At 65.6% G+C, this 13471-nt stretch carries 8 protein-coding genes; 2 read left to right on the top strand and 6 right to left on the bottom strand.

Features of this window, described 5'->3' with window-relative positions; genetic code table 11:
* Both JQ635_RS01880 and JQ635_RS01875 read right to left on the bottom strand, forming a co-directional pair.
* Positions 1-1125, bottom strand: coding sequence for an efflux RND transporter periplasmic adaptor subunit (locus tag JQ635_RS01880; protein WP_211408172.1), 1125 nt, complete (start codon positions 1123-1125; stop codon positions 1-3).
* A gap of 17 nt (positions 1126-1142) precedes the next feature.
* Positions 1143-2705 carry an efflux transporter outer membrane subunit gene (locus JQ635_RS01875; RefSeq protein WP_211408171.1) on the bottom strand — a complete coding sequence of 521 codons (1563 nt, stop codon included), beginning with the start codon at positions 2703-2705 and terminating at the stop codon, positions 1143-1145.
* A 180-nt stretch (positions 2706-2885) separates the two neighbouring features.
* Between JQ635_RS01875 and JQ635_RS01870 the strand changes: the two genes are divergently transcribed.
* Positions 2886-3524: a TetR/AcrR family transcriptional regulator gene (locus JQ635_RS01870; RefSeq protein ID WP_211408170.1), complete on the top strand. Its 639-nt coding sequence runs from the start codon at positions 2886-2888 to the stop codon at positions 3522-3524.
* A 27-nt stretch (positions 3525-3551) separates the two neighbouring features.
* On the opposite strand, the gene JQ635_RS01865 is transcribed toward JQ635_RS01870, so the two are convergent.
* Both JQ635_RS01865 and JQ635_RS01860 read right to left on the bottom strand, forming a co-directional pair.
* Complete coding sequence (locus JQ635_RS01865; protein WP_211408169.1) at positions 3552-4919, bottom strand: M23 family metallopeptidase; 1368 nt, start codon at positions 4917-4919, stop codon at positions 3552-3554.
* 112 nt (positions 4920-5031) lie between these two features.
* The gene (locus JQ635_RS01860; RefSeq protein ID WP_211408168.1) at positions 5032-5715 is read right to left on the bottom strand and encodes a peroxiredoxin; all 684 of its coding nucleotides are present in this window, start codon (positions 5713-5715) and stop codon (positions 5032-5034) included.
* Between the two features lie 195 nt (positions 5716-5910).
* Here JQ635_RS01860 and JQ635_RS01855 point away from each other — a divergent pair, with 195 nt between their 5' ends.
* Positions 5911-9720, top strand: coding sequence for a YhdP family protein (locus JQ635_RS01855; RefSeq protein ID WP_211408167.1), 3810 nt, complete (start codon positions 5911-5913; stop codon positions 9718-9720).
* A gap of 58 nt (positions 9721-9778) precedes the next feature.
* Here JQ635_RS01855 and JQ635_RS01850 read toward each other — a convergent pair whose 3' ends face one another.
* Together JQ635_RS01850 and JQ635_RS01845 are read right to left on the bottom strand one after the other, a co-directional pair.
* The gene (locus tag JQ635_RS01850; RefSeq protein ID WP_211408166.1) at positions 9779-11473 is read right to left on the bottom strand and encodes a methyl-accepting chemotaxis protein; all 1695 of its coding nucleotides are present in this window, start codon (positions 11471-11473) and stop codon (positions 9779-9781) included.
* Between the two features lie 264 nt (positions 11474-11737).
* On the bottom strand, positions 11738-13432 hold the full coding sequence (locus tag JQ635_RS01845; RefSeq protein WP_211408165.1) for a methyl-accepting chemotaxis protein: 1695 nt from the start codon (positions 13430-13432) through the stop codon (positions 11738-11740).
* Positions 13433-13471 lie beyond the last annotated feature (39 nt).

Genomic DNA, 13471 nt, shown 5'->3' with positions numbered 1-13471 from the left:
TTACTGATCGGCGGGGGCCGGATTGGGGTCGTTCGCCAGGGGAATGGAGTTGTCGACCTTCAGCAGGGTGCCGTTGCGCAGCTTGATCTGGCCTGCGGTGACGACGGTTGCGTCCCGATCGAGGCCCGAGATCACGGCCACCTGATCGCCACGGGTGGCGCCGGTCTTGATGAAGGTCTGGCGGGCCACCAGGCCCTGCTTGCCCGGTGCCTCGCTCTTGACGGCGAGAAACACCGACTCGCCATAGGTGTTGTAGACGATGGCGGTCTGCGGCAGCGTGAGATAGCTCGCGGTTTGGCCGACACGGACATCGATCCGTGCGAACATGCCGGGCAGAAGCTTGCGATCCGCATTGTCGAAAATCGCGCGGACCTGAACGTTGCGGCTGGTTTGATCGACCTTGGAATTGAAGGCCTGAACGACTCCCTTGAAATTGCGGTCCGGAAAGGCGTCGATGCGAGCCGTGACCTCCTGTCCGACTCTGACCTGGTCGACGGCCTGCTGCGGTAGCGTGAAGTCGACAAAGAGACGGTCGAGCGCCTGTAGCGTGACGATGGTGGTGCCCGCGGTCAGATATTGGCCGACATCGACCTGACGCACGCCGAGGCGCCCGGCGAACGGTGCCCTCAGCGTCTTTTGATCCACCAGCGCCTGTTGCTGGGCGACCAGGGCCAGCGCGTTGCGCTCATTCACGACGTCATTGTCGACCGTCGCCTGGCTGACTGCGTTGATCTTCAACTGGCCCTGATCGCGCCGCAACGTGATGGCAAAGCCTTCGGCGGTGGCCTGCAACGAGTGCAGCTTGGCGACGTCGTCCTCTTTGCGCAGGTCGAGCAAGGCATCTCCGACGGCGACATCCTTGCCGGATTCGAAATGAATGCTGTCTACGATGCCGGACTGTTGCAGCGAGAGATCGGCGCCGTTCACGGCGCGAAATGTGCCGATGGCGGTCAATGCCGACTGCCAGTCGCTGAACTGCGCAGCGGTCGTCGACACCGTCTGTGGCGGATCAGCGAGCGCGGCCATGGCCTGCTTGATCATGCCGGCGCGGAAACTGACGAACCAGGAGAGGGCGGCGAATATCGCACCGACGACACACAGCATGATGATCATGCGCTTCAACATGGCTTTGGGCTTTCGCATCAGTTGGCTGGCGGGGGCGGTGGTGCCGGCAGGGCCCCGGCGGGAACGAATATCGCGGCAATGCCCGCGGGCTTTGCCTCGGCTGCGGGAGTTTCATCGACGCGATTCCACCAGCCGCCACCGAGTGACTGGTACAGCGCCACGGTGTCGGCATAACGCGAGGCCTGCGCCTTCACGCGGTTGATCCGCGCCGTCAGCAGCGTCTGTTCGGCGTTGATAACGGAGATGAATGTGGTGGAACCGGCCTTGAACTGGGCCTGCGACATCTTCAGGCTTTCGGCCGCGGTATTTTCCGCGTCGACCTGCGCCTTCAGCAGCGCTGCGTCCGACTGGATCGCGCGCAGCGCGTCAGCAACGTTCTGGAACGCGGTGATCACGGTCGAGCGATATTGCGCGCTGCTCTGCTCCAGAGCCGCGACCTTGGACTCCTTGGTGTGGAAGAGGGAGCCAGCATCGAAGATCGGTCCCGTAATGCTGGCGGCCACGCTCCAGGCGATGGTTTGCGGACCGTAAAGCGCCGACAGCGCCAGCGCGGAGCTGCCGCCCGAGGCGGACAGCGTCACGTTCGGCAGCATATTGGCCGTGGCGACACCGACATTGGCGCTGGCCTGATGCACCTGGCTTTCCGCGGCACGGATGTCCGGGCGCTGCCGCACCAGCAGCGACGGGACGCTGACCGGAAGGTCGCGCGGCAGGCGCAGATTTGCCAGCGGGACCACCTCACCTTTGTCCTGGCTCGGCAGCCGACCGAGATAGGCCATCAACTGATTGCGATTCTGCGCACGCGACTTCTGCAGTGGCGGCAAGGTTGCGACCGTCTGCGCAAGCTGCGCCTTCTGTGTCAGCACGTCGCTGTTGGAGACGGCGCCCAGCGCGAACTGCTGTTCGAGCAACGCGACGAGCTGGCGCTGACCGTCGATCTGTTCCTGGGTAACCCGAATCTGCGCCGCATAGGACGCATCGCTGATCGCGGCCGTCACGACGTTTGCCGTCAATGTCAGGTAGGTCGCCTCGAGTTGGAAGCGCTGGTAGTCGGCATTGGCAAGATCAGCCTCGATTCCGCGCCTCTTGCCGCCGAAGATGTCCGGCGTGAACGAAACCGGGACCGAGGTGTTGTAGAGGGTGTAGAGGGATGCCGGTCCGGTCTGTCCGGATTGTGCCGGCGACACCTGATTGCGTGTCACGCTGGCGCTGCCGGTGCTCGACGGCAGCAGCGCACTGGTGTCTGCCGCCGCAACCTCGCGAGCCTGACGCAACGCCGCCTGTGCTGCCGCGAGGTCGGGATGGTTATCGATCGCCTCCCGGACGAAGGCTTCGATCTGCCGTGAGCGAAACACCTGCCACCAGACTGCCGGCACGTCCGAGCCGCTCACGAAGCGTTGCGCTGTACCGCCTTGCCCGCCCGCGGCCGGGGTCGCGGCCAGTCCGCCCGCCGTGTAGCCGGTCACCGCCGGCGCAGCTGGCGTTTCGAAATCCGGGCCGACCGCGCAGCCGCCCAAGGAGATCGTGGCCTGAACCAGAGGAATTAAGCCTCCTATGCGGAGAAATGTTCTGAACGACATCCGGGTCCTGCATAAAACTGAACCGTTCAGTACTTGACGGGGTCATTGAGTCTTGTCAACAGTACTGAACTGTTTAGTTTTATGACAACCGTGTGAGTTGCTCTTTCAAGTTGTTGATGCGCGGTCATTGTGCACCTCGATACCGACCACACCGATTCTCGAGCTGACGGAGAGCTGACATTGATCGAGACGATCGCCCCTGCTGCTCCTGAGCAGTCGAACGTACCGGCGGGCCGCAAGATGGACATCGTCACCCGTGCGGCGTGGCAGATGTTTCTCGACCAGGGATTTTCCGCGACCAGCATGGACGCCATCGCGAAAGCCGCCGGCGTCTCGAAGGCCACGCTCTATGCGTATTTTCCGAGCAAGGAGGCCTTGTTCGCTTCTTTAATCGTTGCGGAGTGCGAGAGCCTGCAACGCGACTTGCCGCTGCCCCAACTGTCGGCTGGACTGTCCGAGGCGCTGCGCACATTCGCCAGGCAGTACCTGAGCGCTTTCATTCATGGAAAGGACTTTGCTTTCGTCCGCATCATCGCCAACGAGAGCGGCCGGTTTCCTGTGCTCGCCCGGCTCTTCTATGAAAGCGGGCCGCAGGCGACGATTCGACGACTATCCGGATTTCTCGAGGAAGCCAGGGCCAAGAAGCTGCTCGAATTCGACGATCCGATGGAAGCCGCCACACAATTCCTGTCCCTGATCCGCGGCGAACTGCCACTGATGATCGTCCTGGGTCTCAGCGAGCTCACCGAAAAAGCGGTCGAAGAGGGAATCGAGGCCGGGCTCAAATTCTTCCTGAAGGCGTGCCAGGCTCGTGTCTGATGCACGTTTGCACGGCAAAGCCCGGACCTAGCCTGCGCTAAGCCGCACGCCTGCGCGCAGGAATTTTTGCGGATCGACCGCCTCGCCGTCGATGCGGGTCTCATAGTGCAGATGCGGACCGGTGGAGCGGCCGGTCGAGCCGACGAGACCAACGACCTGGCCGATCTTCACGATCTCGCCGACCTTGACGCTGATCTCGGAGAGATGGCCGTAGCGGGTCGAAAGCCCGTTGCCGTGATCGACCTCGACCATGCGGCCGTAGCCGCCGGACCAGCCGGCCGAGACCACCTTGCCATAGGCGGTGACGCGGACGGGATCGCCGGTGGCGGCGCGGAAGTCGAGGCCGGTGTGCATCGCGGGCCGGCCCAGGAAGGGATCGCTGCGCACGCCGAAACCGGAGGTGAACTCGACCTCGCCAATGACGGGCTTGCGATAGGGCACGAGCGCCAGCGTGCGGTTGAGCCGGTCCAGCTCGGCGCGTGTCGTGTTGATGCGATTGAGCTGCTTCTCGAACGGGCCGGCATTGGCCGTCAGCTTGACCGGGACGAACGGTCCGCCCATGGCGCTGCGCGGCACGGCGGCTTCGAGACTGGCGAGATTGAGACCGAGATCGCTGACGACGCCGCGCATCCGGCGCATCCGCGAATCCATGCCGTCCTCGACGGCGCTAAGCGCCGCTATCTGGCGGCGCTCGACCTGGTCGAGCGAGGTGGTGAGCCGGATCAGGACATTGTCGAAACCCTGGTTCTTGGCGAACTGGCTGGTCTGCGGAGCCAGGGCGGCGGGCGCGCGCGATTCGAGTCGTGCTTCGCGATCCGGCGGTGCCACGAAGATTACGGTGTCGCTGATCGGCGACGGTTTCGGCGTGCCCTGCGTCGCGCCTTGGCCGGCATCGCCGCGCTGCGGCGCCGCGCGCGGGATCGATCCGGTCACGTCAGGCATGGCGCCCAGCGCCGTCGCCCGGGACTCCAGCGCCGTCTGCCGCTTCATGATCTGGTCGAGCTTCTGGTCGAACTGCTCCTGGTCGAGCAGCTGGCGGCTGGTGGTGCGGTCGACCTTGGCCCGCAGCTCGGCGATGCGGTCCTCATAGGCGTATTGCATCTCGGCCTGGCGGGCGATCAGCCGGGTCAGCACGTCGTCGCGGAAAGCGAAATAGGTGGCGGTCGCGGCCGACCACAGGCCGAGCAGCACGATGGTGCCGACCACGATCCAGAACACGACCGGGCCGAGGCGAACCTGCTTGCCGTGATGGACGATGGTGTAGGCGTCGTCGGCGTCGGGGAGGGGAAGCGCGGCGGCCGCCGCGACAGCTACGGGACGCCGGTGAAAAGCCCGTCCGTGGTCGTGGGGATGATGCTGGGGGTACTGCGAATATTGGGCAGAACTTTTCGACATCGGCACTCCCGGCGCCGGTCGGATGGGTTCCTTGCGGCCTAATTGCCGCAGCAATCTGGGCCGGTCATGGTTAATTTTCCGGAAACGGAACCGCGAGAACTTAACGGGCTGGTTAAAGACTTCTTGCCGCTTCCAGCACCTGATCGGCATGGCCGTCGACCCGGACGTTGCGCCAGACCTTGGCCACCTTGCCGTCGTTTCCGACCAGCACCGTGGTGCGAAGAATCCCGAGGAAGCTCTTGCCATACATGGATTTTTCGCCCCAGGCGCCATACGCCTCCAGCATCTCGTGCTTTTCGTCCGAGATCAGGGGGACCCCGAGGCTGTGCTTGTCGCGGAACTTCTCCTGGGCCTTTAACGAATCCGCGGAGACGCCGAGCACGGCGGCACCGGCGTCGGCGAAGGCGCCTGCAAGGCGCGTGAAGTCGATGGCCTCCCGGGTGCAGCCGGGGGTGTCGGCACGGGGATAGAAGAACAGGACGAGCTTCCGGCCGGCATAGTCCGACAGCGTCGCCACGCCGCCACCATCGCGAGGCAGGCGGAAGGCGGGCGCCTTCTGACCTTCGGCCAAGACCGGCTTCGCCGCAGGCCGCGCCGATTTGGAGGAATTTAACTGTTTCGATGCGGCCCCATGCGATGCTGTCTTTGCTATGGTCGCGGTTGATTTGCTGGCCGGTGTCCGCTGTGTTTTCGCGGCCTTTGTTTGAGTCGTTGTCCTGGTTTTCGGGGCCTTCTTTTTAGCTGTTGGACTGCCGGAGGGCGTTTTGGGCGATTTCTTTCGGGATTTCTTGGACATACGCCTTCCTTTCGACGCTTTCGGCGGGTCAACCGAAGCGGTATTGCAGCTCTCGTCCGGTGTGCCGGAATCGCGCCCTTGGCTGGGCAAGTCTGACGACGCCGGAGTATGGTTACAAGGAATTCCACGCACCACCCCACTGCTCGTTGAACGCGCTCCCGGGGCGAAATGACGAACAGCAGGAATATTCGAGGTATGGCGGCAGTGCCGGCGCAGGGGGCTTCGCGTCCCGTGGACGGCTGCGGTCCCGGCGGCGCTCAATCCTACGATGGGCGCCTGTATCGAGAGGCAATGGCAAGGAATACGTCGCCCCAGGATTACAATCGGGATTTCGATCGGCGCGGCGGCCAACCTGAGCCGCAGGAATGGGACGAGGCCGACTGGGATCCGGATCAGGAAGCGGCGGCGGGCCATCGGGCGCGCCGGCTGTTGTCACGTTCCAATTCGGGCTTCCATCGCTTTGGTGACGGGTTCGGGTCGCTGCGCCGTTGGCTGGGCGGCGGTCGCTGGCTGAAGCGGCTGGCTGTCGTCGTCGGCGCCCTCATCGTCATCTTCATCGGCTGTTTCGGTGCGCTGTGGTGGCGGCTCGGCGCCGGACCCATCAATCTCGACATCGCAACGCCCTGGCTTGCCGCCGCCATCGAGGACAATATCGGCCACGGCAACACGGTGGAGGTCGGCGGCACCCAGATCGAGCGCGCCGGGCGGGTCCGTATCGCCGTGCGCATCCGCGACATCATCGTGCGCGACCGCGACCATGCCATCGTCGCCAGCGCCCCGAAGGCCGAGGTGAGGCTGTCGGGGGCGGGCCTGCTGATGGGGCATCTGCGCGCGGAAAGCCTCAATCTCGTCGACGCCGAACTCGCGATCCGCATCGCGCCCGACGGCACCGTCACGGTTTCGGCCGGCGACACCGCAAAGCCGCTGGCCACCGGCGTGGCCTCCAAGAAGGATGCCGGCCTGCCGCCGACCTTCCCGCGCAATGGCGTGCCGCCGCCGCCCTTCGCCACGGCGCCGGCGGGCCAGGACCCGTCTCAAGCCGCGCCCCAGGCCACCGCGCAGAGCGGCATTCTCCAGGGCCTCGACTGGCTCGACAGTCTGAGCATGACCGGCCTCGACGGTCAGAACCTCAACGAGATCGGCCTGAAGAACGGCAATCTGATCGTCGACGATCAGCAGCGCGGCAGCAAATGGAGCTTTGAGAACATCACGCTCAGCCTGCGCCGGCCGAGCCATGGCGGCGTCGCGCTCAGCCTCGGCGAAGAGGGGGCGCGGCCGTGGATGCTGCGCGCCACGATCGGTCCCGCCGAGAATGGCGTGCGCTCAGTCGACATCAAGGCCGACAAGGTCTCGACCTCCAACATCCTGCTGGCGCTGCGGGTGAAGGATCTCACCTATACCGCCGATCTGCCGCTGACCGGCGAGCTCAAGGGCGAGCTCGGCCGCGATGGCGTGCCGACCTTCTTCCGCGGCAAGATCGCGGTCGGCGCGGGCAACATCATCGACACCGATACGCCCGATTATCCGATGGCGATCGATTCCGCCGAGATCAATGTCGAGTGGGACGCCAACCGGCGGGTGCTGGTCGCCCCCTTCAAGGTCCTCTCCGGCGCCAACCGTCTGACGCTTCTGGCCCATGTCGAGCCGCCCAACGGCAACATCAACGACTGGCAGCTCGGCTTCAGCGGCGGATCGATCCTCCTCGGCGGCATCGACAACGAGCCGCCGCTTGTCTTCAACCGCATTGCGATCGGCTTTCGCTTCGACACCGACCACAAGCGCCTGCTGCTGACCCAGGCCGACATCTCCAACGGCGAGATCGGCGTCGCCGGCACCGGCGCCATCGACTATTCGGGCGAGCCGCGGCTCACGCTCGGCTTTGCGGGAACGCCGATGTCGGCCTCCGCGCTCAAGCGGATGTGGCCGACGTTGATCGTTCCCGAGTTGCGCGAATGGGTGATCGAGCGGATCGAGCGCGGCACGCTCCAACGCATCGAGATCGGCATCAACTCGCCGGTGAAGAACCTTCCCCGCAAGGGGCCGCCGATCCCCGACGACGGCCTGTCGGTCAACATCGTCGCGAGCGGCGTCGCAGTCCGCCCGGTGGACGGCATGCCTGTGGTGCATGATGCCGACCTCAAGGCGCGCGTGACCGGACGCACTGCGACGGTGAATATCGGGCAGGGAATTGCCGACACCCCGGCCGGTCGCAAGATCACGATCTCCGACTTCACCTTCGAGGTGCCTGACATGGCGCCGAAGCCGTCGCCTTCGCGCACCAGATTCCGCGTCGACGGTCCCGTGCCTGCGGCGGCCGAGATGCTCTCGAACGATCGTCTGAGCGATCTGTCGGCGACCGTGGTCGATCCCAACACCAGCAAGGGAACGTTCTCGGCCAACATCCAGCTCGGCATGCCGGTCAAGGGCGAATTGACCAAGTCCGACACGACCTACGCCGTCACCGCCGATCTCAACGGCTTTGCCGCCGACAAGCTGGTGATGGGCCAGAAGCTCGAGGCCAACAACCTGAAGATCGTCGCCAATACCCAGGGCTATCAGGTCAAGGGCGACGTCAAGATCAACGGGCAGGCCGCCTCGCTCGACTACCGCAAGCCGGCCGAGGGCGATGCCGACGTCAGATTGCAGGCGACGCTGGACGATGCGAGCCGCGCGCGCCTCGGCTTCGATCTCAGCCCTGCTGTTAGTGGCTCGGTACCGATCAAGGTGTCGGGCAAGATCGCCGGCAGTCCCGACGCGACGACGAAGCTCGGCATCGAAGCCGATCTGACCTCGGTGAGGCTCGACAACATCTTGCCCGGCTGGGTCAAGTTACCGGGCAAGTCGAGCAAGGCGACGTTCAAGGTAGTGCCGACCGCGCAATCAACGCGCCTCGAGGACATCGTGATCGAAGGCGGCGGCGCTTCGATCAAGGGCTCGCTGGAAGTCGATCCGAATGGCGACCTCCTGAACGCGAACTTCCCGACCTACGCGCCGTCTGACGGTGACAAGGCGTCGTTGAAGGTCGAGCGCAGCCAGGATGGCGTGGTGCGCGGCACCATGCGCGGCGACGTGTTCGACGGCCGCGGCTTCCTGAAGTCGGCGATCTCAGGCAATTCCAAGGACGATGCCAAGAGCAAGATGAAGAACGTCGATTTCGACATCGATGTGAAGCTCGGCGCGGTCGCCGGCTTCAACGGCGAGGCGATGCGCAGCGTCGATGCCAAGATGTCGCGGCGGGGCGGTGCCGTCAAAGCCTTCACGCTGAGCGGCAAGATCGGCCGCGACACGCCTGTTGCGGCTGATCTGCGCGGCGGCCGCGCCCAGGGCAACCGCGAGGTGATCTACCTCCAGACCAACGATGCCGGCGCGCTGCTGCGCTTCACCGACACCTACACCAAGGCGGTCGGCGGTCAGATGGTGGTGGCGATGGAGCCGCCGACCTCGGAGCCGAACACCTCGCGCGAGGGCCTCATCAACGTGCGGGACTTCACGGTGAAGGGCGAGGCGCAGCTCGAGCGCGTCGCCGCGGGCGCTCCGAACGGCACCGGGAACGGCGTCTCCTTCAGCGCGCTCCGCGCCGAGTTCATCCGCCAGAACGGCGCGCTGACGATCCGCGACGGCGTGGTCAAGGGCCCGATGATCGGCGCCACCATCGAGGGCTCGATCGACTATCCCGGCAACCAGGTCTGCATGAGCGGCACCTTCGTGCCGATGTACGGGTTGAACAATATGTTCGGACAGATTCCGGTGCTCGGGTTGTTCCTGGGGGCTGGCGACAAAGAGGGACTGATCGGCGTGACCTACGAGGTCGTCGGCACGCCGGCCGCGCCCGTGATGCGCGTCAATCCGGTCTCGGCCATGGTGCCGGGCGTGTTCCGCAAGATATTCGAGTTCAACACCGGCAAGCAGAACACGCCGTTCGAGGAATTCCCCTCGCAGTCCAACGACGGCTCGACCGGCTCGACGCGCCAGCTGTCGAGCGGCTGCAGCCTCGCGCGGCGATAGGAGCGGGGCTCAAGCGCCCCGCTCGGCATGACGCTGTGGAGCCTTCAGTGCCCGCAGCTCACGCCGCGCGCACGCCCTTCAGGAACGTGCCGACTTCGCCGGAGAGCTGCTCGGCCTGCTTGGAGAGGTTTGAGGCAGCGGCGAGCACCATGCCGGCAGCGTTGCCGGTCTCGTTGGCGGCGGTGGAGACGCCGCCGATATTGGTGGTGACTTCCTTGGTCGCTTCCGCCGTCTGCGAGACGCTACGGGCGATCTCGGCAGTCGCTGCTCCTTGCTCCTCGATGGCCGCGCCGATCGAGGTGGCGATGCGGCTGACCTCCTCGATGGTGGCGGTGATGCCGCCGATGGCGTCCACGGCCTCCCTGGTCGCGCCCTGGATCTGCGCGATCTTGTCGCCGATCTCGCGGGTGGCCTCCGCGGTCTGGCTCGCCAGCGACTTCACCTCGGAGGCGACGACGGCAAAGCCGCGGCCGGCTTCGCCCGCACGTGCCGCCTCGATGGTGGCATTGAGCGCGAGCAAATTGGTCTGGGCTGCGATGCTGGAGATCAGCTCGGCGACGTGCTCGATCTGCTGGGCGCCGTCGGAGAGGGCCCGCACGATGGTGTCGGTGCGGCGGGCGCTGTCGACGGCGCGGCCGGTCACCTCGGCCGATTGCGCGACCTGTCGGCTGATCTCGGTGATGGAGGAGGAGAGTTCTTCCGCAGCGGAGGCCACGGTCTGGACGCGCTGGCTGGCTTCATTGGCGGCCGAGCCGACCACCGCGGCGCGGCGGTTGGTGCCTTCGGCGGTCGATGACATCGACTTGGCGGTGGTCTCGAGCTCGCCGGAGCCGGAGGCCATCAGGCCGACGAGCTGGCCGACGGACGCATCGAAGCGGTCGGCAAGCGCAATCAGAGCCTCGCGCTTCTCCTGCTCGCTGCGCGACTTGGCGGCGACCTGCTCGGCCTCCAGATTGCGCGCCGTCAGCGCGGTCTGGCGCAGGATCTCGAGCGTCTCGGCCATGCGGCCGATCTCGTCGCCGCGGCCGGTCTCCTCGACCGGCTTGTCGATGGCGCCTTCGGAAATCGCCTGCATGCGGTTCTTCTGGCGGTCGAGCGCGCCGAGCACGTCGCGGGCGATCAGCCAGGACAGCGTCGCCATCAGCAGCATCAGGCCGACGCCGATTGCGGCGAGCTCCAGCGTCAGGGCGCGCACGTCAGCGTCGATGTCGTCGACATAGAGGCCGTAGGCAAGCGCGACGTTCCACGGCGCAAAGTAGCGGGCGAACACCAGCTTGCGAACCGGAACGGTTTCGCCCGGACGCGGGAAAAGATAGGACAGGATGGCGCCTTCAGGCGCCTGTCTGGCCGTATTGACGGTGGCATCGCCGATCACGATGCCATTGGCATCCTTGATGCCGTTGTTCTTGCCCTCGAGCTGAGGCGCGCCGCCATTCATCATCACGGTTGAATCGGCGGTGTAGACGACGGGATAGCCCTGGCCGCCGCCAAACTTCATCTGCCGGCCGCGCAGCTTGAACTGGGCCTGCGCATCGGCCAGCGTCATCTTGCCGGCGGCGACCTCGTCATGAAGCGATTGCGCGAAGCCGTGCAGCAGATCGACCGCCGTCTGCATCTGGCGCGCGCGATCGTCGAGCATGCGGGTCTTGCTGAGATAGGCGGAGGCAACGATGAGCGCGGTGACCGTGAGCGCCGCGAGACAGACCATGCTGGCGAGCTTGGTGCGGATCTTCAGGTGACTGAGCAGCTTCATGACGGCCTCGGGAACGGTTGTAGAATGCTTGTTCTCGCGCAGCCGTATCAGGAAGTTCTTACCATTCCTGAACGCAGGGGCTGGTGCGTTGAGGCGCGCCGCAATCCGCGCAGCCGTGGACACGCATATGCAGGCGCGAGGCCGACGCCTGCGGCGACGTGTCTAGAAATTAGAGATCGTGCTCGTGTTTAAGCGGTCGAGCGCCGGCTTAATCGATGCATCGATTCGTCGATGCATCGTCGCGTTCCACAGATGTCGCGCGGCTCACGCCGCGCGCACGCCCTTCAGGAACGTGCCGACTTCGCCGGAGAGCTGCTCGGCCTGCTTGGAGAGGCTGCTAGCCGCGGCGAGCACCATGCCGGCGGCGTTGCCGGTCTCGTTCGCAGCGGTGGAGACGCCACCGATATTGGTGGTGACCTCCTTGGTCGCTTCCGCCGTCTGCGAGACGCTACGGGCGATCTCGGCAGTCGCTGCTCCTTGCTCCTCGATGGCGGCGCCGATCGAGGTGGCGATGCGGCTGACCTCCTCGATGGTGGCGGTGATGCCGCCGATGGCGTCCACGGCCTCCCTGGTCGCACCCTGGATCTGGGCGATCTTGTCGCCGATCTCGCGGGTGGCTTCCGCGGTCTGGCTCGCCAGCGATTTCACCTCGGAAGCGACGACGGCAAAGCCGCGGCCGGCTTCGCCGGCACGGGCCGCCTCGATGGTCGCGTTGAGCGCGAGCAGGTTGGTTTGAGCTGCGATGCTGGAGATCAGCTCGGCGACGTGCTCGATCTGCTGGGCGCCGTCGGAGAGGGCGCGCACGATGGTGTCGGTGCGGCGGGCGCTGTCCACCGCACGTCCCGTGACTTCGGCCGATTGCGCGACCTGGCGGCTGATCTCGGTGATGGAGGAGGAGAGCTCCTCGGCGGCAGCGGCGACGGTCTGCACGCGTTGGCTGGCTTCGGTGGCGGCCGAGCCGACCACGGCGGCGCGGCGGTTGGTGCCCTCGGCGGTGGATGACATCGACTTGGCGGTGGTCTCGAGCTCGCCGGAGCCGGAGGCCATGAGGCCGACGAGCTGGCCGACGGAGGCATCGAAGCGGTCGGCGAGAGCAATCAGGGCCTCGCGCTTCTCCTGCTCGCTGCGGGATTTGGCGGCGACCTGCTCGGCCTCCAGATTGCGTGCTGTCAGCGCGGTCTGCCTGAGCACTTCGAGCGTCTCGGCCATGCGGCCGATCTCGTCGCCGCGGTCGGTCTCTTCGACCGGCTTGTCGATGGCGCCTTCGGAAATCGCCTGCATGCGGTTCTTCTGGCGGTCGAGCGCGCCGAGCACGTCGCGGGCGATCAGCCAGGACAGCGTCGCCATCAGCAGCATCAGGCCGACGCCGATCGCAGCGAGCTCCAGCGTCAGGGCGCGCACGTCGGCGTCGATGTCGTCGACATAGAGGCCGTAGCTGATGGTCACGTTCCAGGGAGCGAATTTGCGCGTGAACACGGTCTTGCGCACGGGTTCGGTCTGGCCGGGGCGGGGATAGAGATAGGAGGCCACGCCGCCCTGCGCATTCTGATTGGCCGCGTTGAGGATGGCGTCGGCGATCAGGACGCCGTTGGAGTCGGTCGCGCCGGTGATCTTGCCTTCAAGCTGCTGGTTGGCGCCGTTCACGAACAGCGAGGTGTCGGGATTGTAGACGACGGGGTAGCCCTGGCCGCCGTTGAAGCTCATGCGGCGGCCGCGCTGGTGGAACTGGGCCTTGGCCTCGGCCTGCGTCAGCTTGCCGGCTGCGACCTCGTCCTGGAGCGATTGGGCGTAGTTGTAGAGCAGCTCCACCGCGGTCCGCATCTGCTGGACGCGGTCCTCCATCATGCGGCTCTTGCTCAGCACCGCCGATACGCCGATGATGGCCGTCACCGTGAGCGCCGCGAGGCAGACCATGCTGGCGAGCTTGGTGCGGATCTTCAGATGGCTGAGCAGCTTCATCGCGGCCTCTAGGACTGGTTGTTATTGCTCGCGTCGGTA

Origin of the sequence: Bradyrhizobium iriomotense (genome assembly GCF_018130765.1) — a bacterium.
Taxonomy (GTDB): domain Bacteria; phylum Pseudomonadota; class Alphaproteobacteria; order Rhizobiales; family Xanthobacteraceae; genus Bradyrhizobium; species Bradyrhizobium iriomotense_A.
The sequence above is the reverse complement of the archived record's forward strand: the minus strand, read 5'-3'. Positions and strand labels throughout refer to the sequence as shown.

Bases quoted from the DNA above. Each gene is read 5' to 3' on its own strand.
- JQ635_RS01880 (WP_211408172.1), bottom strand. From the start codon at position 1,125: ATGTTGAAGCGCATGATCATCATGCTGTGTGTCGTCGGTGCGATATTC.
- JQ635_RS01855 (WP_211408167.1), top strand. From the start codon at position 5,911: ATGGCGGCAGTGCCGGCGCAGGGGGCTTCGCGTCCCGTGGACGGCTGC.
- JQ635_RS01875 (WP_211408171.1), bottom strand. From the start codon at position 2,705: ATGTCGTTCAGAACATTTCTCCGCATAGGAGGCTTAATTCCTCTGGTT.
- JQ635_RS01845 (WP_211408165.1), bottom strand. From the start codon at position 13,432: ATGAAGCTGCTCAGCCATCTGAAGATCCGCACCAAGCTCGCCAGCATG.
- JQ635_RS01850 (WP_211408166.1), bottom strand. From the start codon at position 11,473: ATGAAGCTGCTCAGTCACCTGAAGATCCGCACCAAGCTCGCCAGCATG.
- JQ635_RS01860 (WP_211408168.1), bottom strand. From the start codon at position 5,715: ATGTCCAAGAAATCCCGAAAGAAATCGCCCAAAACGCCCTCCGGCAGT.
- JQ635_RS01865 (WP_211408169.1), bottom strand. From the start codon at position 4,919: ATGTCGAAAAGTTCTGCCCAATATTCGCAGTACCCCCAGCATCATCCC.